The organism is Mesorhizobium sp. P3_A10 (assembly GCF_056403175.1).
On record NZ_JBFUFZ010000003.1, the window covers coordinates 129,037 to 154,178 of the forward strand.

General features: G+C 61.9%; 21 protein-coding genes. 5 read left to right on the plus strand and 16 right to left on the minus strand.

Going from position 1 to position 25,142, the window contains the following annotated elements:
* Positions 1-22: 22 nt before the first annotated feature.
* From AC1DXU_RS13575 to hpaR, 11 genes are all read right to left on the minus strand, one after another.
* A complete protein-coding gene (locus tag AC1DXU_RS13575) occupies positions 23-2,467 on the minus strand; it encodes a xanthine dehydrogenase family protein molybdopterin-binding subunit (protein WP_477369186.1) in 2,445 nt (814 codons plus the stop codon).
* Complete coding sequence (locus AC1DXU_RS13580) at positions 2,464-3,006, minus strand: CoxG family protein (RefSeq protein ID WP_477369188.1); 543 nt, start codon at positions 3,004-3,006, stop codon at positions 2,464-2,466. The genes AC1DXU_RS13575 and AC1DXU_RS13580 overlap by 4 nt, the downstream gene beginning before the upstream one ends.
* An 8-nt stretch (positions 3,007-3,014) precedes the next feature.
* The gene (locus tag AC1DXU_RS13585) at positions 3,015-3,506 is read right to left on the minus strand and encodes a (2Fe-2S)-binding protein (RefSeq protein WP_477369190.1); all 492 of its coding nucleotides are present in this window, start codon (positions 3,504-3,506) and stop codon (positions 3,015-3,017) included.
* Entirely contained in the window at positions 3,499-4,392 is an 894-nt protein-coding gene (locus AC1DXU_RS13590; RefSeq protein ID WP_477369192.1) for an FAD binding domain-containing protein, read from the minus strand. The genes AC1DXU_RS13585 and AC1DXU_RS13590 overlap by 8 nt, the downstream gene beginning before the upstream one ends.
* A gap of 99 nt (positions 4,393-4,491) precedes the next feature.
* Positions 4,492-5,958 carry an FAD/NAD(P)-binding protein gene (locus AC1DXU_RS13595; RefSeq protein ID WP_477369194.1) on the minus strand — a complete coding sequence of 489 codons (1,467 nt, stop codon included), beginning with the start codon at positions 5,956-5,958 and terminating at the stop codon, positions 4,492-4,494.
* A 647-nt stretch (positions 5,959-6,605) separates the two neighbouring features.
* Positions 6,606-8,153 (minus strand): LysR substrate-binding domain-containing protein, encoded by a 1,548-nt coding sequence (locus AC1DXU_RS13600; protein ID WP_477369196.1) that lies wholly within the window; start codon positions 8,151-8,153, stop codon positions 6,606-6,608.
* Between the two features lie 170 nt (positions 8,154-8,323).
* The gene (locus AC1DXU_RS13605) at positions 8,324-8,695 is read right to left on the minus strand and encodes a DUF2958 domain-containing protein (protein ID WP_477369198.1); all 372 of its coding nucleotides are present in this window, start codon (positions 8,693-8,695) and stop codon (positions 8,324-8,326) included.
* Positions 8,692-9,663, minus strand: a complete 972-nt coding sequence (locus tag AC1DXU_RS13610; RefSeq protein ID WP_477369200.1) for an ArdC family protein — start codon at positions 9,661-9,663, stop codon at positions 8,692-8,694. Before AC1DXU_RS13610 ends, AC1DXU_RS13605 begins: the two co-directional genes overlap by 4 nt.
* 162 nt (positions 9,664-9,825) lie before the next feature.
* Positions 9,826-11,769, minus strand: coding sequence for a DNA ligase D (gene ligD / locus AC1DXU_RS13615; protein WP_477370344.1), 1,944 nt, complete (start codon positions 11,767-11,769; stop codon positions 9,826-9,828).
* Between the two features lie 425 nt (positions 11,770-12,194).
* Positions 12,195-12,656, minus strand: a complete 462-nt coding sequence (locus tag AC1DXU_RS13620; RefSeq protein ID WP_126070413.1) for a hypothetical protein — start codon at positions 12,654-12,656, stop codon at positions 12,195-12,197.
* 217 nt (positions 12,657-12,873) lie between these two features.
* The gene (gene hpaR / locus AC1DXU_RS13625; protein ID WP_126070414.1) at positions 12,874-13,329 is read right to left on the minus strand and encodes a homoprotocatechuate degradation operon regulator HpaR; all 456 of its coding nucleotides are present in this window, start codon (positions 13,327-13,329) and stop codon (positions 12,874-12,876) included.
* A 138-nt stretch (positions 13,330-13,467) separates the two neighbouring features.
* Between hpaR and AC1DXU_RS13630 the strand changes: the two genes are divergently transcribed.
* Genes AC1DXU_RS13630 through hpaH form a run of 5 tightly spaced genes read left to right on the plus strand, consistent with a single transcriptional unit; the run spans position 13,468 to position 18,126 of the window.
* Complete coding sequence (locus AC1DXU_RS13630) at positions 13,468-13,875, plus strand: 5-carboxymethyl-2-hydroxymuconate isomerase (protein ID WP_477369202.1); 408 nt, start codon at positions 13,468-13,470, stop codon at positions 13,873-13,875.
* Between the two features lie 30 nt (positions 13,876-13,905).
* Positions 13,906-15,420, plus strand: a complete 1,515-nt coding sequence (gene hpaE, locus AC1DXU_RS13635; protein WP_477369204.1) for a 5-carboxymethyl-2-hydroxymuconate semialdehyde dehydrogenase — start codon at positions 13,906-13,908, stop codon at positions 15,418-15,420.
* A 12-nt stretch (positions 15,421-15,432) separates the two neighbouring features.
* Positions 15,433-16,413, plus strand: coding sequence for a 3,4-dihydroxyphenylacetate 2,3-dioxygenase (hpaD, locus tag AC1DXU_RS13640; protein ID WP_477369206.1), 981 nt, complete (start codon positions 15,433-15,435; stop codon positions 16,411-16,413).
* Between the two features lie 34 nt (positions 16,414-16,447).
* Positions 16,448-17,326, plus strand: coding sequence for a fumarylacetoacetate hydrolase family protein (locus AC1DXU_RS13645; protein WP_477322537.1), 879 nt, complete (start codon positions 16,448-16,450; stop codon positions 17,324-17,326).
* Positions 17,323-18,126, plus strand: coding sequence for a 2-oxo-hept-4-ene-1,7-dioate hydratase (hpaH, locus tag AC1DXU_RS13650; RefSeq protein ID WP_477369208.1), 804 nt, complete (start codon positions 17,323-17,325; stop codon positions 18,124-18,126). The genes AC1DXU_RS13645 and hpaH overlap by 4 nt, the downstream gene beginning before the upstream one ends.
* A 666-nt stretch (positions 18,127-18,792) precedes the next feature.
* Here the strand turns inward: hpaH and AC1DXU_RS13655 are convergent.
* The 5 genes from AC1DXU_RS13655 to AC1DXU_RS13675 are packed head-to-tail and all read right to left on the minus strand — an operon-like array spanning position 18,793 to position 25,110.
* Positions 18,793-19,914: an ABC transporter ATP-binding protein gene (locus AC1DXU_RS13655; protein WP_457152784.1), complete on the minus strand. Its 1,122-nt coding sequence runs from the start codon at positions 19,912-19,914 to the stop codon at positions 18,793-18,795.
* Positions 19,911-21,377, minus strand: a complete 1,467-nt coding sequence (locus AC1DXU_RS13660; RefSeq protein ID WP_477307776.1) for an NAD-dependent succinate-semialdehyde dehydrogenase — start codon at positions 21,375-21,377, stop codon at positions 19,911-19,913. The genes AC1DXU_RS13655 and AC1DXU_RS13660 overlap by 4 nt, the downstream gene beginning before the upstream one ends.
* Positions 21,374-23,038, minus strand: a complete 1,665-nt coding sequence (locus tag AC1DXU_RS13665) for an FAD-dependent oxidoreductase (RefSeq protein WP_457154753.1) — start codon at positions 23,036-23,038, stop codon at positions 21,374-21,376. Before AC1DXU_RS13665 ends, AC1DXU_RS13660 begins: the two co-directional genes overlap by 4 nt.
* Positions 23,039-23,068: 30 nt before the next feature.
* Entirely contained in the window at positions 23,069-24,004 is a 936-nt protein-coding gene (locus tag AC1DXU_RS13670) for an ABC transporter permease (RefSeq protein WP_477369210.1), read from the minus strand.
* On the minus strand, positions 23,899-25,110 hold the full coding sequence (locus AC1DXU_RS13675) for an ABC transporter permease (protein WP_477322531.1): 1,212 nt from the start codon (positions 25,108-25,110) through the stop codon (positions 23,899-23,901). The genes AC1DXU_RS13670 and AC1DXU_RS13675 overlap by 106 nt, the downstream gene beginning before the upstream one ends.
* Positions 25,111-25,142: the final 32 nt, after the last annotated feature.

Below are 25,142 nucleotides of genomic sequence, written 5' to 3' on the forward strand. Positions count from 1 at the left end.
CGGCCAACGTAGTCGCCCTTCTTCACGCCGGCAACGGCTCGCGCGATGGCGTTCGCACCGTCATTGACACCTTGGCACCGCGTCTTTCGGCAATGCCTGACAGCAACGCGTGGATATCGCTGGGCGAGTAATGCGACTGATCGAGCCGCATCCCGGTGGTCGCCACGGCATCCTGCAGAGCAGACGAGATCGCGAAGATCGGACCGCCACCGCCTTCGCCCATGCCTTTGGCGCCGTTATAGGTGAAGGGCGACGGCGATTCACGGTTGCCGTAGTGCAGGTTGGGCATGTTCATGATCGTCAGGGGGCAGTAGTCGCTGAAGGTGGTGGTCAGAAGGTTGCCGGCCTCGTCATATTTCAGGCACTCCATCAGCGCGGCGCCAAAGCCATGAGCGGCCGCGCCGATCACCTGGCCCTTGACGATCTGATGGTTGATGACCTTGCCGCAGTCGTCAACGATCGAATAGTCGTGGACATGAATGTTATAGGTCAGCGGATCCAGTTCGATCACAGCGACATGCACCTGCGCAGCATAGGTGAGGGTCAGGTTACCGAACTTCTTCTCGATGTCCGGCACCTGGAACGGTGCGCGATAGACATGGCGGCAATTCAGCGAGACATCCATAAGCTCAGGTGGGAGCTCGGCGCTCTGGGCGTTAACGAGGTTCGAGATCCGCGCCAGCGAAACCGACCGCCCATCGGGCGCGGCCACCGAGGCGACGCCATCGAAGGTCCCTACCCTCAGCGTTTCGGCAGACTGGCCCAGGAAATAGCTGCCGACTCGCAGCAGTTCCTGCCTCAACTTCTCCACGGCACCATGGATGGCGCCGAGGCTGGTCACGGCGAATTGCGAGGCATAGGTGCCCGAATGGTTGTTGTGCGACATGCGCTCTGAATCGAAGCCGATGGCGACCAGAACCAGATCGGAGGATATGCCCAACTCCTGACCGACAACCTGCGCGGCGATCGTTTCGTGGCTCTGCCCCTGCGGCACCGAACCGACGGATACGGTGACTGTCCCATCCACGCCCAGGCGCACATTGGCCACCTCCGAATTACCGGAGAGAGGAGAGTTCGGATTGACGATGCGCGACTGACCGAAATTGTTGGTGCCGGAATCCAGCGCGGTGCCGATCCCGATGCCGACGATCCGTCCCTCGGCGCGCCAGGCGTCGCGCTTGGCGATCCAATCGTCCCAGCCGATCAGATCCTTCGCCATATCCAGCATGGCGCCGTAGTCCCCGGAATCGTAGACGCAGCCGTTTGGCGTGGTCCACGGCATTTCGGGGACATAGTTGCGCTTGCGCATGACATCGGGTGCGATGCCCATCTCATGGGCGCAGATGTCGATCACCCGCTCGAGGAACCAGACATTCTGCATTCGCGAAAAGCCGCGGTTGGGTCCCACGGGGCATTTGTTGGTCATTGCCTGGCGGAAATCGATTCGCAGGTTCTGCAATCGGTAGGAGGCCGGGGCGACCTGGCTCCAGATGACAGCGCCGAGAGGCTCATAGCGCGGATAGGCGCCGCAGTCGTCGACATGCCGCGCGTCCACGGCGGTGATCTCGCCATCGGCCCTGAGCGCGACACGGATGTCCAGGAAGGTCCGCTCGTTTCCATGTGCGCTGCCCTGCAGGTGCTCGCGTCGCTCCTCGATCCACTTCACTGGGCGATAACCCACCTTGCGCGAGCACAGCGCCGCAATCATCAGATAAGGGTAGAGGTTCTGCTTGATGCCGAAGCCGCCGCCGATATCTTGTGTGCGGATGCGCAGTTGCTCGGGCGAGATCCGCAGCGCTGGCGCGATAAACTTCATCGCCACCCCCGGCTGGATCAGGTTGCACAGCATGTCCACCCGCCCGGTCGGCTCCCAAGTGACGAGGCCGGCAAATCCCTCAAGCGGCGTGCTCGAGAAACGGTGGAACTTCAGCCGGTCGATCTCGACGACGACATCGGCGCTGTCAAAGGCGCCCTCCACGTCGCCCCAGTCGAACAGCGAGCCCCAGGTTTGATTGGTCCCCGATTCATCGTGCAGGATTGGCGCATCCACCCCCAGCGAGACAACTGCATCGACGACGACCGGCAAGGGGTCGTAGTCGACGCGCACGAGTTCAACGCCGTCGCTGGCGATGGCGGCGCTTGTCGCCACAACAGCTGCGACGGGTTCCCCTTGAAAGCGCACCCGTTCGGTTGCCATGCAATAGTCGCTGATGCGGCTGGTCGGCTCCGGTGCCATCTGTGGGAAGCGGTTGGTTAGCTCGCGTACTTCCGCGCCCGTTAGGACGCAGACCACCCCCGGCAGCGACTCGGCGCGGCTGGTGTCCACGCCCAATATGCGGGCGTGCGCATAGGGAGAGCGCACCAGCTTGCAATGAAGTGCGCGTGATCCTTCGTCGTCGACGAAGCGGCCACGCCCGCGGATCAGGCGGCCGTCCTCGCGCCGCACGATGGGTTTGTCGTTGCTCATGATGGCAGATCCTCGTTCGGGCTTTTCGCCCTTGCGGCGCCGAACAGCCCCTTCATCGAGGAGACCGAGCGCTTCATCAGGCCAGCAGAGGCAGCCGGTTGGGGCTGCACGGCGCCGAGCTCTTTTTGCACCGCGACGACCAGTGATTTGACCTGACGTCGCGCCAGCGGCAGCAAAATGCCCTGTGCCAGGGATGCGAGCGTGCCGCTGACGGTGCCTTCGCTGGTCCAATTCACCCGCGAGCCGGCGTCGACGGGTTCGATGACGAAGGTCATGCGCGCGTCAATCATGCCCAGCGCATGGCGGCCATTGATTGTGTAGACTACGCGTTCGTTCGGCACTGACGCGATACGGCGCGCCGCGACATCGGCTTGCCCCCGGATCTGTGGGACACCCACTTCGAGGAGCACGCCGAAACCGTCGCCTTCGACCGAATGCAGTTCCTTGAAATAGGGGAGGATCGGAGCAAAAGTCCGCGGCTCGGTGATGAAGACGAAGGTTTCCGCTGGCGACGCAGTCACCTCGAAATTGCCGTCCATGTCTACTTTCATTGTGCGGTTCCCTTGAGCTTGACGGCGGCGGCCTTAACCGCCGTGATAATCGGGAGATAGCCGGTGCAGCGGCAGGTATTGCCGCTAAAGGCTTTACGGATGGCGGCCTCGTCGGGATCTGCATTGACGCTGAGCAGCGCCAGCGCCGACATCAGGAAGCCGGGCGTGCAGAAGCCGCATTGCAACGCATGATTTTCCGCAAAGGATTGCTGCAGGACATGCAGGCCTTCAGGCGTTTCCAGCCCCTCAACGGTGGTGACTTCGGCGCCATCGGCCTGCAGCGCGAGCACCGTGCAGGACTTGGCCGAGCGGCCCTCGACGACCACCGTACAGGCGCCGCAATAGCTGGTATCGCAGCCCACATGCGTGCCGGTCAGGCCGGCGTTCTCGCGGATTAGCTCCACCAGGAGGGTCCGCGGCTCGACCTCAAATTGCAGTTGGTGGCCGTTCAGCTTCAGGGCCACGCGCATGGTCGGGTACTCAGCCATAATATTGATGCGTCTCCACTGCCGGGCGCCCGAGACGGCGTGCCTCGATGATGCCAAATGCGCGTTTGACCAGGCCGCTCGCGAGTTCCCGCTTGTATTCCTCCGTACCCTTTGCGTCGGCGAAGGGCTCGACGAAGATCGATGCGGCTTCGCCTACCTCTTCGACCAGGTTCTCGGTGACCTGTCTGCCGGCCGCAAGGTCGTTTCCCTCGTCGAAGGCGAGCGCGGTCAGGCCGAGGCAACCGAAGCCCATGCGCAGGCTGGCGATCCGATCGCCGTCATAGGCGATCTGCATGGCACAGCTCGCCGTCGGATAGGCCGGCGCGCAACGCTTGAAGGCGACGAATGTGCCGTAGCCCTCCAGAGCCTGGCGGGCTATGGCGACGCGCGTGATCAGTTCGCCGGGCTCCAAGGCCGGTGTGTAAGCGTCCTCCAGCAGTTCGCGCACGCCTTGGACGCGCCGACCATCGGGGCCCTCGCACAAAACCTGTGCATCGAGCGCAACCAGAAGCGCCGGCCAGCAGCTGCACGGATCCGCCTCGGCCAGTGATCCGCCGATCGTGCCCATGTTGCGAACCTGGGTGTCGGCGATGCCCTGTCCGCAGTCGCGCAGAATGCTGAAGAGTTCAGCAACGTCCGAGCCTGCAATGTCCACATGGGTCGCCAGGGCACCGATCTCGACGGCGTCATCGCCGAGTGCGATGTCGCGCGCGCCGGAAATTCCGCGCAGGTCAACGAGCAGGGCCGGCTTCAGCAGACGCAGCTTCATCATTGGAATCAGGGTTTGCCCACCGGCAATCGCCTTGGCGTTCGGGTCGGCCGCCAGAACCGCGGAAGCTTCCGAGAAGCTCCCCACCCTGATGAAATTGAATGGCGCGGGGTACATGGATTTCCTTTCGAAGAGAGCCTCTGGAACGCTGGAGCGCGTGGAGCGCTGGAACCGGACAAGGCGAAGGTGTCATATCCGCAGTCGTCGCCATCAAGATCAAACCGACACCTCGATTCTGTCCCGCGTGGTCGCTATCGGCGGACCGGGAATTAGCGATGGGTCGTCTGGCAATTCCAGCGTGGAGATCTCCTCGTCGCTGTAAGCGAGTAGGGACGCGAAATGCCTGTCCTGGTCTTCCCTGAACAAACCTCCGACGACGCCCCGCACCAAACGCGGGATGCCGTAGCGCATGCCGCTGATGGAGGCCGCCGACAACCCCATGCTGAGGGTCGCGCCATAGCTGAAATTATGAACGCGACGCAGATAAGGTGCCGCCCCGGGCTCGCGCTCCTGAAACTCAAAGCCCGCGCCCAGATAAGGCGCCCGGCCCAGATAGGTGTCCGCCTCATCCGCCGGCGGCGTGAAGACGTCGTTCCAGGTGGCGATGTCGTTGGCAATGCCGGCAAGCTCAGGACGTAGATGCAACGCATGGGATATTCCGGTGCCAACGATCAGAAAATCGAAACCCATCCGCCCTTTGGGCGTGTCGACGACGATCTCATCACCATCCATAGCTACAGCGGTCCAGGCTGCGCCGGTGTGAAGCGAGAAGTTCGCATGGCGCTTGCAGCGCCAGAACGTGTCCTGTGGCGGCGGCTGGCTGACCGAAGTGACCTGACGCAGGAAGCGCCAGCGGGCCAGGTCGGGAAGCGACGCGAAATGGCCTAGAAACCCAGGGGTCTCCATCCATTTATGGACATTGACGCGTGGAAAGGTTTCCTTGCGAAGGCATAGCGATACCTGTGCAGCCCCCTGCTCAAGCGCCATCGCCGCATTGTCGAATGCCGACGCCCCGTTTCCCAGGACCCCGACTCTGCGCCTTGCAAGAGCGCCGAAATCGATTGTGTCAGCGGTGTGAGCGTAGCGATCGCGCGGCAGCGTTTCGCTCACCACCGATGGAACTTCCCATCGGCCGCTGCCGTCGAGGCCTGTACAAAGGATGAGCTTGCGCGCCAGGTATTCGTTCCCGTCCGCGGCCCGCAGAGAGAGCCCTGCCCCAGGCGCGGGCACGATGTCGATTATGCGACTTTCGTTGCGCACCGGTATGCCCAGCACGCGCCGGTACCAGATCAGATAATCCTGCCACATACCGCGCGGAATCTTTGTCAGCTCGTCCCAGGCTGACCTGCCCCACTGTGCTTCGAACCAGGCGCGCGGCGACAGCGACGGGTTGCCGAAGTCCAGCCCACTAAGCATCTTCGGGGTTCGCAGGGTGATCATCCGCGCGAACGTCGTCCACGGACCCTCCTCCCCCTCGCGAGCCGCATCAAGCACGATGATGTTCGTCACCTGTTCGCGCATGAGCCCATAGGCGGCCGCAAGCCCGCTCTGCCCGGCCCCGACGATCACGACATCATAGACATGCCCCCTCGGCGAAGTCGTCTCGGGCATCCACGGCCGGTTCGGGAAGTCTATGAAGGCGCTCTGACGCTTGACCAGGCTTTCGAGCTCCGCCAGACTCATGTTCTGCGCCCCCAGACCAAGCTGCGCCTCGCGCCATCTGCCGAAAAGAGCGTCAGCACTATCGTGTCGAGATCATATATGGATGGCTGTCTCATCGGCTCTCCAGGTGACCCGCGGTGGCCTCAGCGCGCCGCGATCACTCTTCAGAAAGCGAAATTAACGTGGCCACCATACGATCGGCGATAGCATCGCGCGCACGACTTGTTGCGTCTTGGGGCTTGATGACCAAAGTATCGTCCGCCCCCTTTCTCCTCCAGATCAACGACCCGATCGGCGCTAACCCACCGCTACCGCGGCAGAAATTTACACCGTGCTCATATGCGGCTTATGTCCTCAGCGAACGCGTCTGATCGCTTAATCTCGCATCTGGAAACTAAAATGTGCGCGATGATGAGCGATTTGCAACATGATTGTCGAGCGCGACAACACCAAGCGGCTGCCGGGCTGCCAGTCGTGATATGCATGCTGCAAATTGACGGAAATCGAGGGCCGCCTGAGCCGTCGCCTGCAGCGAGCTCCGCAAGATCGGCATCAAGACCACCTGACTTCGAGGCTATTTTGCTCTAACGTCCGCGTTCTGGCAGCAGGCGCGGGCTGGTCGTTGTTCGACTTGTGCAAGGGCTGCTTCCATCGAGGACACCGCAGCTTCAGGGAGGATCACCTCTCGCAGCCGGCTCCGTGGAAAACGCAGCGATTATCGCCTCGAGCGATACACTCAATGCGTTGGAAAAGGTCCTGCCCTTCTGCCAAATCGCCACGTAGTGATAGAGCGCGGACGGCTCCACTGGCCTTATTCCCAAGTGAAACGCCGCGTATTCGCGCGCAATGATCTCATTGGTTATCGAAATGCCGAGGCCAGCCGAAACGTATCCGGCTTCGTGACCGTTGCAATCAAACTCCACCAGTATGTCCGGCTCAACGCCGGCGAAGCGCAACGCATTGAAGTTCATTTGGTGGGCGGCGAACTGGGGATCGATATCGACGATCGTTTCGCCTGCCAGGTCGTGAGCCTCGATACAGGTCTGTTTTGAAAAACGGTGGTCGGGGTGAAAGATGCATACGTTTCGTGCCGACCCAAGCGGCGCCCACTCAAACAGACCTGGATCCAGGGGCAGCCTCGAGATTCCGAGTTCGGCACGCCCTGCCAGGATGTGCTCGCCGATCTGCTCGTAGCTTCCCGAAAGTGACCGGACATTCGAGGCGGTCTTTGAGTGGATCATCGCTACGGCCTTGGGCAAGGTCACGAAACCGAAAACAGAAGGCGCGGCAATCGCAATCCGCTGCTTTTCGTCGTTCTTCATCGCAAAGATCGACGCTTCCAGCCGATCCAGGGACGTCAGGGCAAGTTCCACGTTTCGCAGGAGTTCCCAGGCTTCCTGCAAGGGGACGATTCGGTTGGCTGATCTCTTGAAGAGTGTGATGCCGAGCGTGGTCTCGAGTTGCTTGACATGTTGACTGACGGCCGGCTGGCTTATCCCGAGCGCTGCCGCCGCCCGCCTTGTCGAACCGGCCCGCAAAACTTCCCGGAAGACCTTCAGTTGACTCAAAAGGCGCCGGATCTGCTGCGGTTCCCTCGACCAGGAGTTTTCGAGCGCCTCCCAGACCTGCTCCTGGCGGGCGTGGTCGTCGGTCACGGTAAAGGCCATGAGCTGCTCGAGCTGCATGCCCTCCTGCTCGTAGACCTCGTGCAGCTTGGGCGAAACTTTTGCGAGTCGCAGGCGCTGCTGGACAAAGGTAGCGGACACGAAGAAGCGTGCCGCAATCTCCTCGTGGCTGGCGCCTTGGTCGTGCAGGGTCTGGAAGGCGCGAAACATGTCCAACGGATGTAAATCTTCGCGCTGAAAATTCTCGGCAAGTGAATCCTCCTCGATCGGGACCTCACTGTCGGCGTTGGTGACGACGCAGGGAACTGGCTCGGTCTTGATCATGCGCTTCTGCTTGACCAGCAGTTCCAGCGCGCGATAGCGGCGCCCGCCCGCCGGCACCTCAAACATGCCGGTCTCGTTGCCCTCGCCATCCAACACTGGCCGGACGTTGAGGCTCTGGAGCAGGCCACGCCGTGCGATCGAGGCGGCAAGGTCCTCAATCGTTTCCCCGCGCTTGATGCGCCGGACATTGGACTGGCTCAGCATCAGCTTGTTGAAGGGGATATCACGCGAGGCGTTGAGGGTGATCTTCTGCTTGGACGTAACCATGTGGACTATCTCCGCGACGGGCGGCCGAGACTCTCTCGACCTCCAAACCCGTCACAAAGGAAGGCGCAGCCCTCTTACTCTGAGGACTGCGCTGCACTCCGATCTGAAGGGACACAAGGCCGCAGACACGCTTTACGCATCTGCGGCCTTGCGGATTTCAAGCTGAGATCTCACGCGCCCTCCCGCCCAGACTGGGCGGCCAGGTAGAGGACGCGTTCGGCATTGCGAATGCTTCCGGCCCGGCGGGCGGCTTGTGCCCAGGCCGAAATCGGCAGGTCGGTGGCAAAGAGAATGTCGCGCTCGATGCCCATGCCGAAGGGCAGCCGGACCGACGTCATCTCGAGGAGTGAGAAACTGCCCAACTCGGGATAGCCGAGATCGGCAAGACCGAACATGGCGTCGCCATCGGCACCCAGCTCCGTCGCGAGCCAGGTTCCTTCGCCGAGCGGATTGAAGAACTTCACGACTGGTGCGTGATCGGCGTTGCGCTCGCGGCCATTGGCGAGCAGGCGCTCGCGCAGTTCGTCGGTGAGGAGGATCATGCCGCCCTCCTGTCGATCTCGGCCTCATCGACGTCGGCCGGGCCTGCCCTAGCCGCACCGTCAGGTTGCGGCAGGAAGGCAAGCAGCCAGTCGGCCGCCTTGCTGGCCTGGGAGGCGGCACGAACGATTGCGCGGTTGTCTTCGCGCAGGAGCTCGAGCCAGGAGGCCAGGTAATCGGCGTGGCGCGCGGTTGGCACGATGCCAAGCGAGGCGCAGCAGAAGGCTGCGTTCATCTCGGCGACCAGTTCCTCGAAAGCATATCTCTTGGTGCCGAAGGCGCCTCCGAGGTCGCGGCCGACGCGGGAGGCATGGCCGGTCGCATGCCCAAGCTCATGCAGGGCGGTGCGGTGCCAGTCGATGGTCTCGAAATAGGCCTGCGGGGGCGGCACCCGCACGTAGTCCTGCGCCGGCACATAATAGGCACTGCTGCCACCGATGCGAAAATCGATACCTGTCGCCTTGATCAGCGCCTCGACTGTAGGCTCGATCAGTCCGGGTTCCGGTGCAGGCGGAGCCGCGGCCAGATCGTCGGGCAGATTTTCGCATTGCGCTACGTTGAACACAATGAAGCGTTTCAGGAACGGTATGGCCTGTGCCGCCTCGCCGGTTTCCCGCGCGCGATTCTTCGCGTCGTCAGGGATGAAGCGGTCAGCATAGACGACGGTGGTGCCGTGTTCGCCCTTGCGGACATGGCCGCCCAGCAATAGCGCCTGGCGGAAAGTCAGCCAGCCCTGGATGGGAAAGCCATGCTCGACGACCGCACCCCACAGGATCAGCACGTTGATCCCGGAATAGGCGCGGCCTGTCGCGGCATTGGCCGGCATAGCAAGGGGCGCTTGCGCCGCCGCCGTGCCCCAGGGCTGCACCCAGGGAAAGCGCCCTGCTTCCAGTTCGGCGATGATCTTGCTGGTGATATCGTCATAGAGGCTTGACCGGTCAGCGCCGGCGCGAGCGTAATGTCTGGACATCGCGGTTCTCCGCGACGGGCGCCGGAGGCCTCTCCTCCAGCTCTCAACCCGTCACGGCAAACTGGTCCGTACTCTCACTCTAGACGGCGTTGCGGGGGCCTCCCGCAGAAGGGGGACGCTCTCGAATTTTGGGCAAAGGCGGTCCGCGCCAAATGCTTATTCCTACCGGACTGCGTGGCGGATGCGCTCGGTAAGCGTTTGTTCGACGTCGAAATAGCCTTCCCAGGCTTCCGGCAGCTGAGCCCGCGCGGCGGCGGCGAAAACATCGAAACCGTTGGCGCTTTCGCAGGAGGGCAACTCCTCCCAGCTGACGGGCACCGCACACCCCGCCCCCTCGCGTGCCCGAGTGGACCAGGGACAGATTGCAGTGGATCCCTGGCCGTTGCGTAGGTAATCGAGAAACATCCGGCCCTTGCGCTTGGCCTTGCTCATGTTGGCGACGAAGCGCGACGGATCTGTACGGGCCAGCAGTTCGGCGAAGTCTTGGCAGAAGCTCTTGACCTCGTCCCAGTCTGCCTCCGGGACGAGCGGCACGACCACATGAACGCCCTTGCCGCCGGACAGCAACGGCCACGACTGCAGTCCAAGCGCTTCCAGGATGCCCCGAACGTCGAGGGCTGCCTGCTTGACGGCAGTGAAGCCCAAGCCCTCGTCGGGGTCGATGTCGAAGATCATGCGGTGTGGCAGATCCGGCTGCTGGCGCAGGCTTCCCCAGATGTGGAATTCGAGCACGTTCATCTGGACGCCTGCGATCAGCCCAGCCAGGTCATCGATCCACAAGATCCGGCTTTCCTTCCCGGACATCTTCTCCAACTGGCCGTCATGGATGGCCTTGGGCATGCCTGGCAGTCTGTGTTTCTGAAAAAAGGTCTGTTGCAGGTCGCCGTCGGTATCGCGCACCAGCGACAGCGGCCGATCCTGTATGTGCGGCAGCATCTTCTCGGCGACCACGGCGTAGTAGGCGGCAAGCGTGGCCTTGGTCACCTTGGTCCCGGGATACATGACCTTGTCCGGATGCGTCAGCTTGACGCCGACAGCAACGGCGATCTCCTTGCCGATTCCCGGATCGAGATTGGGGGAGCCAAGAGTTGCCGGCGCCTTCGGCATTTCCATCACTACCTGGTCGGCTCGCTTATCTTCGCGCATGCCCTGAAAGCTTGGATGTCGCAAGCTGCCGTCCGGTGTGACTTCGGCATAGGTGACTTCGGCGACAAGCTCGGGCTTCACCCACCGGGCACGACGGGCAATGTCTCTCGGAACAGAAGCGAAAGCCGGTTTCTCAATACGGCGTTTCTCGAGCTTCGCCAGGATGTCCTTGCGCATCGCTGCGGTGAACCCAGTGCCGACGCGACCGCGATAGATGAGCTTGCCATTGTCGTAAGTGCCGAGGATCAGCGAGGCCATGCCATGTCCTGTGTCACTTGGGCGATAGCCGCCGACAACGAATTCCTGTCGCTTCGTGCACTTGATCTTGAGCCAACTCCCGGTGCGGTCGCCGACGTAGGAGCTGTCGGCGCGCTTGGCGATAACGCCTTCGTGGCCGCCCGCGCACATGGCGTCAAACACCCTTTTGCCCTGGTCGAGGATGTGGCTGGAGAATTGCAGGCTGTCTTCAGGGCGGCGCGAGCCTAGCAGGGACTCAAGTCGCTCCTTGCGCTCAAGGAGCGGCTGGTTCGACAGATCTTCGCCATCGAATTCAAGCAGATCAAAGGCATAGAATTTGAGCGGCATACCCGCGGCAATGCCGGTTTTCAGCATGGAGAAGTTCGTGCGGCCCTGGCTGTCGATGGCGACGATCTCACCGTCGATCAGCACCGCGCCCTTGGTCAGTCTCCGAAGCGGCGGCAGGATGACCTTGAACTGTCGGGTCCAGTCGTGGCCATTGCGGGTATAGACGACGACGTTCGAGCCGGAGATGGCGACTTGGGCACGATAGCCGTCGAACTTCATCTCGAAGAGCCAATCCCCGCCGAACGGTATGTGGTCTGTCAATGTGCAGAGCTGGAAGGACCGAAATCCCGGCAGCGGATATCTAGGGATAGATTCCGAGTCTCGGCGCCGTGTGCGCCTTTTGCTGATGCCGAGGGTGCCATCTACAGCCGACATGCGGAACTCGGATACACAGTCCGATTCAATACTCTGCCTGGGATTCGGTTCCATGTCCAAGCATCTCCGCACCGGCGACCGTCGGCGCTCTAAGGAAGAACGGCGTATAAACCGCAGTCCTGCGCGCGTCCGCAACCGCGGATCATTGTCGCGCGTAGGACGGGGGAAATTCGCCCCCGCCGCGGGCGGTGAACGGGACAGCCGTAGGAGCGTCAGCATAGCGCCGGCCGCAGGACGGGATGCGGGACCGACTGTCCCCATCCGCGGTGGCCCGCATGTTTTGCGTCGAAGCCGACCGACGGAGATCGCTCGCATTCCCGGTTCTCGACAGTCCGGCCGCTGATCGGCGACGATGCGATAGGATTGTCCAACCAGTGCCGAGTGGGCCTGGACGAATTCGATGAGGTCTTGCATCCATTCGCCCCTCAATTGCGTGGCAGCTTGTGAATTTCCAGCCTGACAGGCCCTCCCCTGTCACAACTCGTGCAGAAGAGCGCTCGCTCGACCGAACTGAACAGAGCGCCTTTTCCATAGCGTTCGATGAGCCCGGCAGGCTTTACCGTCGCATGGTGCGAACAGGATCTGCACCAGGCCCGCAACACATGCCATTCGCGAAGATCGCCGAGCGCCACATCGAGGCCCGCATGAACGCTGCCATCAATGATGGCCTGCGGTGGGATCTTGACCTCGCCTGGTGTCAGGATTTTCTCCATCACATGCCGACTGTTGTAGTGGATCAGCAACATGCCTGGCCGGCGCCGGATGGCAGCTTGCCAGGCTGCCTGACTCACCGTTGAATCGGGGGAACGCGAAATGGTTTCGGATAGGGCCTGCTCCTCTCGATCCCATACCTCGATCCGAAAATTGTCTTCCGCTGTTTTTGCCATAGCTTCGCCGGCCAGCGCGATTGACGCCGAGCCATGGTCCTTTTCTGCTTCAGATCACGCTGAAATAAGGAACATATTCCTCCCCCGTCAAGGGCAGGCTTGACTCTTTGTTCTCTTTTTGTTCACTATTGGCGGAAATGGCCATAGGAGGCAGAGGCGGCATTGCTCTATGTCGGTCGCAACTGCTTGCTGCCGACTGCACTGGTAGCTTCGGTGGTTAAGAGGATTCCGATTGGATCAGGCTTTCTAGCAGATCAAGCAGCCGGTCCTGCTGCTGGGCACCGTAGCGTTGCTCGATCGCCTCATAGATCGCGGCACGCTCAGGCGACAGGTCCTCGATCAGTGCCAGCCCGGCCGGACTGATGGCGATCAGTGCCCGGCGCCCATCATCCTTTACCCTGTTGCGGGTGATGAACTGCCGCTCCTCCATCGCCTTGATGATGCGGGTCAAGCTAGGCGGCAAGATCGAGGCTCGATTGGCGAGTTCGGTTGCTTCGAGCGGCCCGGTTTCGGCAAGCACCCGCAGCACGCGCCATTGCTGCTCGGTGATGTCGTGTCGGGCAAGCATCGGTCGAAAGTGCGCCATGATCACTTCACGGGCACGAAGCAGGGCCATTGGCAGGGAGCGTTTGGTTTCCGTTATTCGCAAGGAAGACTCCACGAAGGCGCGCATGAGCCCATTGGCAATCACCCGCGAACTCACAGCCAAGTTAGGATGTCGAGCGCACGGGAAAGGATGTTGACCCAACTGCAAAGCAATTGACAATACCTCAACAAAATGTAATACGCACGTTAATTAAAGACAGCGTATATGTCCGACTGGAGCGACAGCTTGCCGCACATGGTGATCGACTATTCGGCGAATCTCGACGCCAGGGTCGACATGACGGAGCTCTGCGCTTTGGTCTCGCGGACAATCCTCGAAACCGGTCTGTTCGAGCCGGGCGCGGTCAGGGTGCGCGCCTTTCGCGCTGATGCTTATGCCATCGCCGACCGTCTGCCCGAGAACGGTTTCATCGACCTGAACTTCCGCATCGGCAAGGGCCGCACTGACGAAGAGAAGAAACGCACCGGCGAAGCGATCTTCGCGGCAGTGTCCGAGCATCTCGCTTCATTGTTCACGACGCCGCATTTCGCGCTGTCGCTGGAGATCCGCGAGATCGACGCCGAACTGAGCTGGAAGAAGAATGCCATCCACTCGCGCCTGCGAGGCAAGTGACAGGGCGTGGCAAGTGACAGGAAAGACCTCATGGCTCTAGACGACAATCTCAAGAAGGCAGAGGCCTATCTCGAGCGCTTCCGGAAAGGCGGTGTGCTCAACCAGATCGGCGGCGAGGCTGTGCCGGCCGCCGACGGCTCGACCTATGAGACGATCTCGCCGATCGACCTGAAGCCCATCGCCAAGGTGGCGCGCGGCAAGGCTGACGACATCGACCGCGCCGCCAAGGCGGCGAAGGCGGCCTTTCGCGACTGGGCGGCGCTTGCCGGCGACGCCCGCAAGAAGCTGCTGCACAAAATAGCCGACGCGATCGTGGCGCGGGCCGAGGAAATTGCCTTCGTCGAATGCATGGACACCGGCCAATCGCTGAAGTTCATGGCCAAGGCAGCATTGCGCGGCGCCGAGAATTTCCGCTTCTACGCCGACCGTGCACCGGAAGCCCGCGATGGCCGCACGATCCGCGCGCCGAACCAGGTCAACATGACCACTCGTGTACCGATCGGCCCGGTCGGCGTCATCACGCCGTGGAACACGCCCTTCATGCTGTCGACCTGGAAGATCGCGCCGGCGCTCGCCGCCGGTTGCACCATCGTCCACAAGCCGGCGGAGCTGTCGCCGCTGACGGCGCGGCTGCTGGTCGAGATCGCCGAGGCGGCCGGCCTGCCCAAGGGCGTCTGGAACCTCGTCAACGGTTTTGGCGAGGATGCCGGCAAGGCGCTGACCGAGCACCCCGATATCAAGGCGGTCGGTTTCGTCGGCGAAAGCCGCACCGGCTCGATGATCATGAAGCAAGGCGCCGACACGCTGAAGCGCGTGCATTTCGAGCTCGGCGGCAAGAACCCGGTCATCGTCTTCGCCGACGCCGATCTGGAGCGCGCCGCAGACGCTGCCGTCTTCATGATCTATTCGCTCAACGGCGAGCGCTGCACCTCGTCCTCGCGCCTGCTGGTCGAGGCCTCGGTCTACGACAAGTTCACCGCGCTGGTGGCGGAGAAGGCAAAGCGCATCAAGATAGGCCACCCGCTTGACCCCGAAACCGTGGTCGGTCCGCTGATCCATCCGGTGCATGAGGAGAAGGTTCTCTCCTACATCGAGATCGGCAAGTCGGAAGGCGCCACGGTCGCTGCCGGCGGCGGCAAATTCGCAGGTCCGGGCGGCGGCTGCTATGTCAGCCCGACGCTGTTTACCGGCGCCAACAACCGCATGCGCATCGCCCAGGAGGAAATTTTTGGACCGGTGCTAACCGCCATCCCGTTCAAGGACGAGGCCGAGGCGCTGGCGCTGGCCAACGACACCCAGTACGGCCTGACCGGCTATCTCTGGACTTCGGACGTCACCCGCGCCTTCCGCTTCACCGATGCGCTCGATGCCGGCATGATCTGGGTCAACTCGGAAAATGTGCGCCATCTGCCAACGCCGTTCGGTGGCGTCAAAAGTTCGGGCATTGGCCGCGACGGCGGCGACTGGTCGTTCGATTTCTACATGGAAACCAAGAACATCGCGTTCGCCACGGCGCCGCACTCGATCCAGAAGCTCGGCGGCTGACCGGAGATCAACATGCCCTTACCCACACCCAACCTCTACCCGGCCTTCAACATCGTGCGGCTGAGCCATGTCGAACTGGCGGTGACCGACCTCGCAAAATCACGCGCCTTCTATGTCGACACGCTCGGCCTGCAGGTGACCGACGAGAACAAGGACGCGATCTATCTGCGCGCGCTGGAAGAGCGCGGCCACCATTGCATCGTGCTGCGGAAGGCTCCCAAGCCGGAAGCCCGCGACCTCGGCTTCAAGCTGTTCTCCGACGAGGATCTCGACAAGGCCGAGCACTTCTTCAGAGGCAAAGGCCTGCCGGTGGAATGGGTCGAGCGGCCGTACCAGTCACGGACCTTCCGCACCCGCGACCCGCACGGCATTCCGCTGGAGTTCTACTCGAAGATGGAGCGGCTGCCGCCGATTCACCAGAAATACGCGCTCTACAAGGGCGTCAAGCCGTTGCGCATCGACCACTTCAACTGCTTCTCGCCCAACGTCGATGAATCGGTGGCGTTCTACAACGAGCTCGGCTTTCGTGTCACCGAGTACACCGAGGATGCCAGCAGTGGAAAGCTCTGGGCGGCGTGGACGCACCGCAAGGGCGGCGTCCACGACATCGCCTTCACCAACGGTGTCGGACCGCGCCTGCACCACGTCGCCTTCTGGGTGCCGACCCCGCTCAACATCATCGATCTGCTCGACCTGATGGCGACGACCGGCTACCTCGTAAACATCGAGCGCGGACCCGGACGGCACGGCATATCCAACGCCTTCTTCCTCTATATCCGCGATCCGGACAACCACCGCATCGAGATCTATTGTTCGGACTACCAGACGGTCGATCCCGATCTGGAGCCGATCAAGTGGGACCTCAAGGATCCGCAGCGCCAGACGCTGTGGGGCGCGCCGGCGCCAAAAAGCTGGTTCGAGGAAGGCAGCTTCTTTGCCGGTGTCGAGCCGCGCCAGCCCGATCTCTCTGCCTCGCCGATCATCGCGCCATGACGATGGCTGGAACAGGCGTGATAGGGAAATCAGCATGACGGCACAGGCACGGCTCGCCACCTTCACCATCGGCGGCAAGAAGCGCTACGGCGCGATCACCGGCAAGGGCGTCGTCGACCTGTCGGCGCGCCATAGCCAGTGGCCGACTTTGCGCGAAGTGATAGAGGCCGGCGCCTTGCAACATCTGGCGGAAGAGGCGGATGCCTTTGCCGCCGATTTTTCCCTCGACGACATCGCCTACGACATTCCGGTCCCCTCCCCGGAAAAGATCATCTGCGTCGGTGTCAATTTTCCCGACCGCAACGAAGAGTACAAGGACGGCCAGGCAGCCCCCTCCAACCCGTCGCTGTTCATCCGCTTCCCGCGCTCCTTCGTCGGCCATGGCGCGCCGTTGGTACGGCCGCCGGAATCGCCGCAGCTCGACTATGAGGGTGAGATCGTCATCGTCATCGGCAAGGCCGGCCGGCGGATCGCCGAGAAGGATGCGCTCGACCACATCGCAGCCCTTTCGCTCTGCAACGAAGGCACCATCCGCGACTGGGTCCGCCACGCCAAGTTCAACGTCACCCAGGGCAAGAATTTCGACCGCACCGGCGCCATCGGCCCATGGCTGGTGCCCTACACCAGCGAGGCGCAGATCGCCGACATCGCGCTGACCACCCGCGTCAATGGCGAGCTGCGGCAACAGGACCGCACCAGCCGCATGATCTTTTCCTTCCGCAAGATCATCAACTATGTCTCGACCTTCACCACGCTGGTGCCCGGCGACGTCATCGTCACCGGCACGCCGACCGGCGCCGGCGCCCGTTTCGACCCGCCGATCTGGCTGAAGCCGGGCGATGTCATCGAGATCGAGGCCGACGGCATTGGCCTGCTGCGCAACGGCGTCGTCGACGAGGGGACAGCGCAATGACCCCCGAGCAAGTCGAGGACGCCGCAGCGCGGCTGTTCGAAGCCGAACGCAACCGCCGGCAGATCAGGCTGCTCAGCCTCGATTTTCCCGATGCGACGATGGACGACGCCTACCTGGTGCAGGCAGCACTGGTGAAGCGCAAGGTCGCGTCGGGCCTGACGATCAAGGGCTGGAAGATCGGCCTGACTTCCAAGGCCATGCAGTCGGCGCTTGCCATCGACATTCCCGATTCCGGCATTCTGTTCGACGACATGTTCTTCGAGGATGGCGGCACCGTTCCCGCCGACCGCTTCATCCAACCTCGCATCGAGGCCGAGATCGCCTTCGTCATGAAGGCGCCGCTGTCGGGGCCGGACGTATCGATCGACGACGTGCTCGACGCCACCGACTACATCACCCCTGCCCTTGAAATCCTCGACACCCGCATCGAGCGCGTCAACAAAGAGACCGGCAAGATCAGGACCTTCTTCGACACCATCTCCGACAATGCCGCGAATGCCGGCATCGTCATCGGTGGTCGCGCGTCTGGGCCGCGCGAGGCCGACCTGCGCTGGATCGGCGCCATCCTGTCTCGCAATGGCGAGGTCGAGGAAACCGGCCTTGGCGCCGGCGTGCTCGACCATCCGGCCAAGGGCATCGTCTGGCTGGCCAACCGGCTGCATCGATACGGCATGCAGATCGCCGCCGGACAGGTTGTGCTGTCAGGCTCGTTCGTGCGCCCGGTGGAGGCGCGCCACGGCGACAGCATCGTTGCCGATTTCGGCCCTCATGGAACAATCCGCATCGCGTTCGCCCGCTAGAGCGGCGCTTGAAACAGACTCGCTGTGCCTCGTCACTTCAGCCTATGAGCAAGCTTCAGTCGGTCGAACTCGTCCGCACCGGCCGCATTAGCAAGGCCAAAGCCGAGATGGTGCGGACCGCCCTCACCTTAAGAAGTGGCAAACGACATATGAGCCGTATGGTCAATGGTCCGCGCGTCTGGGCCGTGAGGCCGCCAATCGGCAGGCTCCGAAAAAAGCCAAGATCGCACTCGCCCGAAAGCTCGCGGTCATCCTTCGTCGCATCTGGGCGACAGCACCGAGTCCCGCCGGACCGATAGAGGTGAATCGGCTGCATAGGGGCACTGCTCTCACCTGTAGCGAGCCTAGATCCTTGACGGGACGCTGGGTCGAGTGGAAACCACCATCGGTGGAATGGTCCACGTCAGGCAGAATGGCTCCGAATGACGCGTATTTGCCGCCAATCGCCGCATGAACGGACGGAGATCGTTCGGAGTCCCAGCACCTGGACTTGAATATGGCCGATCGTTAACGAGCGAGAGAAATTGAAGCCCGGACAAAGTGCGGACTTCCTGGGCGCACGCCTTGCATCCGATACGCGTGCCTCTACCCGTGCTTTGATTAAATGCTGGGGAGACATTGCTGTTAGTCGAAGCGAAGAACGACGGTGGCTTGCTGACAGAGACCTCACCGAAAGGCGCGGCAGTCTTTTGGGTCCCAGCCTATCTTCACATCAACGCCAGGCCGCAGTGGCAGGTCGGATCTTGCGTTGACTGTCTTAATGATGAAGTTCTCCGAGCCCGCCGCGTGAACTTTCACCCGAATATGGTCGCCGTGATAAATCGTATCGAGCACCTTGCCATCGAATTGGTTCATCGGGTCTGGAAAGTCATGGCCCAATAGACAGCGTTCCGGGCGGACCGAAATTATCACGCTATCGCCTGGCGCGAGAGACTCATCGGCGACTGCACGCACAACGCCACCGCCTGACAAGGCAACATCGTACAGTCCGTCCTTGCCGGACTTGGCGACCTTCCCTATCAGCGTATTGTTCTCACCAATGAACCGGGCGACGAACGCGTTGGCGGGACGTTCATAGAGGTCCTGCGGTGTCGAAAGCTGCTGGATGATGCCATCGTTGAACACGGCTATCCGGTCCGACATGGTCAGGGCTTCGGATTGGTCGTGGGTCACGTAGATCATTGTGATGCCGAGACGATCATGCAGCGCCTTGATTTCGTATTGCATCTGCTCTCGCAAATGCTTGTCCAACGCGCCCAGCGGTTCATCCATCAGAACCACTGTCGGCTCGAAGATGAGTGCCCGCGCCAGCGCGACGCGCTGCTGCTGGCCGCCGGAAAGCTGCGAGGGGCGTCGCCCTGCGAAATTGGGCAGCTCTACCATCTCGAGCGCGCGTTTGACCCGGTTGGCGATGTCGGCCTTGGCGACGCGGCGCACCTCAAGGGGAAAGGCGAGATTCTGTGCCACGGTCATGTGCGGGAACAGTGCATAGCTCTGGAACACCATGCCGATGCCGCGCTCATGCGGCGGCGTCTGGGTCACTGGCCGTCCGTCCAGCAGGATTTCGCCTGAGGTGGCATCCTGAAAGCCAGCAAGCATCATCAGAGTGGTCGTCTTGCCGGAGCCCGACGGGCCGAGCAAGGTGAGGAATTCGCCCCTGAGTACGTCGAGGTTGAGGTTTTTGACGACGAGGCCAAGGCCTCCATACGATTTCTGTACATTGATGAACCGGACCAGTGCGGTCTCGTCATGGGCTCGCGCGGGATTTGCCGACAAGTCGCTCATCATATCTGGCTCACGAATTTGCTGACGAGACAGGTCTCAAGGCCTTCGACACCGTTTTCGGCCCCGTGTCCGCTGTCCTTAATGCCCAGAAACGGCGTCTCGGGAAAGGAAATGGTAAAGCTGTTGATCCCGACCATCCCCGTTTCGAGCCCGCTGGAAAATGCCTTCGCCGCGTCTGCGGTCGCGCCGAAACCATAGCTGGCCAGACCGTAGGGAAGCCGATTGGCCTGCTTGATTCCACTTTCGATCGAGTCGATCGGATTGATCAGAGCCACGGGGCCAAACGGTTCCTCATTCATGACACGCGCATGTTCTGATACATCGCACAACACCGTCGGTGAAAAGAAGTAACCGGGGCTGTTACGCCGATGGCCGCCGGCACGCAGGTTAGCCCCGTGCTTTTCGGCATCGGCCACGAGTTCATCCAGCGCAGACCCGCGTCTCGAATGGGCAAGAGGTCCCATGGCCGTATCTTCCAGGAAGCCATCGCCGACCACAACGCCATCCGCAATGGCAGCGAAGCGTTCGACAAACTCAACATAGATCGCCTTGTGGACATAAAAGCGGGTCGGCGACACGCACACTTGGCCGGCATTGCGATATTTCGCCATCGCTGAAAGCCGCACGACGGCATCGATGTCGACATCACGGTCGACAATGACCGAACCGTGGCCGCCGAGTTCCATCGTTGTCCGCTTCATGCCTGCGGCGCAGAGCGCCATCAGATGTTTTCCGACTGGCACCGAACCGGTGAACGATACCTTGCGTATGATCGGGGAGGCGATCAGATACGATGAAATCTCGGCAGGTATACCGAACAGCATGGATATCACGCCCTTGGGAATCCCTGCATCGTCCAGCGCCTGGACGATCGACATGGCACTGGCTGGCGCTTCTTCGGGTGGTTTGAGAATGCACGAGCAACCCGCGGCCAATGCCGCGCCCAGCTTTCTGGCCGGATTGACGGCTGGAAAATTCCAGGGCGCGATCGCCAGCACCGGGCCGACTGGTTCCTTGACCACGAATTGCTGCATCCCTTCGATGCGCGAGGGTATGATCCTGCCGTAAGCCCGGCGCCCCTCCTCGGCAAACCATTCCAGAGTCTGCGCAGCGGCTTCCGCCTCGATACGGGCCTCGGCCAGAGGTTTGCCTTCTTCGAGCGTGATCAGACGCGCGATGCTCTCACCCCTTTCCCGAACGATTGCGGCCGCGCGGCGGATGATATCGGAACGGTCAAGGGGCGAACGTCTCCGCCATAGCTCGAAGCCGGTTGCCGCCGCCGCTAGAGCGGCATCCATGTCGGCCTGAGTTGCCACGGGCAGGTTGCCAAGAACGGCCTCGGTCGCGGGATTGAAGACCGGTATTGACTCACGATCGCCTCGCTCATGCCATTCGCCGCCGATCAGCAAGCGCAGATCGGGATAGGATTGAACCGCTGAAACGGTCCTCTGAGGGTTGTTGGTCATGCTGCCTCGTGCTGTATGGCCATTCCGCAAATAAGCTGGATAAGACCGAGCGGATCAGTCGGTGCGGTATCACCCCGCCAGGCGACATGCTGGTCGGGCCGCGAGAGGACCAAGGCCTTGTCGTAGACGCCAGCAGCGTCCTCCGCCGTGACATCGAGCAACCGGACAGGAACAGCGATCGCGTTCGCTGCGGCCAAGAATGTGGTCACGTCAATCGAAGGATCAAAGCGAAGCAGCGTGTAATCGGGACCCATCGCGTCGTAGAGCGAGCGGCCATCGTCGAGCCAGACGTGAGGGGTCCGGCAGCCCGGAACCGTGGACGGTGTGAAGTCGGCCATGCCGTAGGCAGGTGGTTTTTCTCCGTCATAGGCGATGATGGGGGATTGGTCATAAAAATAGCCAAAGTTCAGCCCGCCGCAGCAATATTGCTGAACGTTGAGGTCATAGGCGAGTTTGCCAAGCGCGGCTCTTGCTCGCTGGCCCTCGGCGTCGTCATCATCGATGTTGTCAGGAACGTCGCCGCGTTGCTTCGACAACGCCAGCGCATGGTTCATCGCAAAATGCGACACCTGCTCGGTGATGGGCAGCCGCTCTTTCTCATGGGCGTCGACAATGGATGCCGGCGCCCAGCCGTTCAGGTGAGCGGCGAGCAGCCAGGCGAGGTTTGCAGCGTCGGCGATGCCGGCATTCATGCCGTACCCGGCCATCGGCACCCATAGATGGGCCGCGTCGCCGCAGATGAAGACGCGCCTGTCGCGGAACTTGTCGGCTACCAGGCGCCGACCGATCCAGTCTTCCTTGCTAAGAATTTCGTACGCGAAATCAGGACCGACGCCGAGGATGGTTCGCAACGCCCAGTCGCGGTCGATGGCTTCAAAGTCTTCCTCGCCCGGCCTGAGATAGTTGTGAACCAGCCACTTCTCCTTGCCGTCGATCGCATAGACATTGCCGGAACGCTGCGGGTTGAGGGAGAATGTCGCCCAAGCGGGCTTCAGGTTGCTGAGCGACAGCAGCGACGGCGCTCTGATATAAGTGGACTGGACGCGCTGCACGACCGCCGTACCGGAAAGCTTGGCGCCAATCGCCTTACGCACGCCGGAACGCGAGCCATCGCAGCCAACCATATAGCGAGCGCGAATGGAGATGGTCTCGCCCGTATCGAGCAGCCGCCCCGTTGCCTGAACGCCATCGTCATCCTGGGTGAAATCATTGATCTGGACACGGTTGAGCAAGGAGAGATTCGGCATCGCCGCGGCATGGGCGAACAGCACCGGTTCGATATAGATTTGGTTGATCCGGTGCGGCGGCTCCGGCGTCGGCCACCATGTGTCAGGGCCGCCGGTCGCCGTATAGCGGTCCTTCCGGCACGGAATTTCGATGCGCGACAATTCCTTGCCGGTGAAGCTCACTCGGTAGGAAATGTCGTTGGAATAGTCGGCCGGCAAGCCGGTTTGCCGCAGCTTTCCGGCAACGCCCAAGCGGCGGAAAATCTCCATCGAACGAGCTGCTATGTGATTGCATTTGACACTCGGCGGCTCCCCCTCATGCCGCATTTCCACCACCAGCGTCTCCACGCCGCGCGACGCGAGATCCATGCCGAGGGTGAGGCCGACCGGGCCGCCGCCGACGACAAGCACCTGTGTTTCTATCGTTCGTGTCATTGCGAATGAATACCTATGGGATTGAAGTGATCAGGCGATCGTCGCCGCCAGACGCCGGCTGCGACGCTGCAGCATCAGGATCACAGCCATTAAAGCGACCGAAATCAGGATCATCAGCGAGGCAGCCGCCGTGATCGTAAGGCGAAAGCCGTCGACACTGGCGGTGAGCATCTGGCGCGGCAGGGTGCGCTGTTCGGGTCCGGCCATGAACAGCGCGATGACGACGTCATCGAACGAAGCGGAAAATGCAAACAGTGCGCCGCTGACCACGCCCGGAAGAATGAGTGGCAAGGTGATCCTGCGGAAGATGAGCAGGGGCGGCGCGCCGAGGCTGGCACCGGCACGCAGATAATCCGGATTGAATCCAGAAAGACTGGCCGAGACCGTCACGATGACGAAGGGCACCGCGATCGCCGTATGCGCCAGAATGAGGCCGATATAGGTGTTGTTGAGCAGGAACGGTGCCGACGCGTAGTAGACAGAAACGCCGGTGATGATGACGGGCACCATCATGGGCGAGATCAGCAGTCCGACCAGCAGGCTCTTGCCGCGGAACGTCGCTTTCCACAGGCCGAAGGCCGCTGGCACGCCCAGAGCCATGGCAAGCGCCGTCGCACACGCGCCGACCAGCAATGAGTTCAAAAGAGAGCGGATCCAGAAGGGTGAGGTGAACAGATCCTGATACCAGCGCAAGCTCAACCCATCGAGGGGGAAGCGAAAGAAGCTGCCGGAGTTGAAGGACAGCGGCAGGAAAATCAGGATCGGGGCGACAAGAAATATGCAGGCGAGCGTGGCTACGACAGGAACTCCCCATCGGCAGGCAATCTGCAGTGGCGTGGCCCGGATGCCGTGTGCCATGGTCAGACCACCCCGACTGTTTTGCCGCCAGCAATCGAGCGATAGACGCTGGACAGCAGCACGATTGCTACAAGGAGTATCAGCGAGAGAGCTGCAGCCAGCCCCCAATTGGAACTCTTCGTCACGTAAAAGGCGATGATCGGCGCGATCGTCTGGTCGTTCGGATTGCCGAGCAGCACCGGCGTAATATAGGCGCCGAGAGCCTGGATGAAGACGAGAAGGCAGCCGGACACCACGCCAGGCATAACCAGGGGCAGGTAGACGCGGCGAAACACCGTGAACGGCTTGGCACCCAGCGAGGATGCCGCCCTCAGATAGCCGTCGGGGAACGCTTTCATGACGCTGAAGATGGCAAGGACCATGAACGGCAGCAGAATGTGCGTCATTCCGACATAGACTGCCATACGGTTAAACATGAGGTCGAACGGCGCGCCACCTGCACCGAGCCCCGCAAGCACGGCGTTGACGATGCCCTCGCGTTGCAGGAGGACGGTCCAGGACAGGGTTCGCACGAGTATGGATGTCCACAGCGGCAGGAGAATAAAGATCATCAGAAATCCGGCCCGCCGTGGCGGTGAGCTGGCTATGAAATAGGCGAGCGGGAAGCCGACGATCAGGCAGATGAGTGTCACCCAGGCGGCCATGACCACCGTACGGACAAGCATGCCGACGAAAAGCGCCTTGTCAGGCGCCACCTTGGCGATAGCGCCCTGATCGGTGCGCTTCAAGTCGAGCGCGGCAAGTAGGTTGGCGTCCGTCAGCGGACCGCCGGCGCGCTTGATTGCCGCCCACGTCGCGATCTGGCCCCATCGCGCGTCGATGGCGACGAAGTCCGGCCCCGTCAGCGTAGCGGGCTCGGCCGACACGGCGGTGACCGTCTTGAACAGAAGTGACCGGAAACCCGGCAGATCCGAATTGATGCGGACGGCTGCCTTGGCCAGTGTTTCCGGAGCGGTGGTTTTTAGGTCGTGCTGCAAGCCGGCGAATGCTGGGCTGTCCGGCAGCGAACTTCCGTCGAACTCGCCAAGAGCGGCAATCGTGCGCGGAAGTGCCTGCCGGGCCAGCGGATCCGAAACGCTCTGCCACAGCGTCGCCGCTATCGGCACGAAGAACGTGACGAGCAGGAAAAGGAACAGCGGCGCGACCAGGATAAGGGCCTGCGCGTTCCCGAGCCGCCTGAGAGGGGCCGCTATCTTTGCGAGGTTGGTAAACATGAAACCGAACATGCACACAGTATGGGCACCCT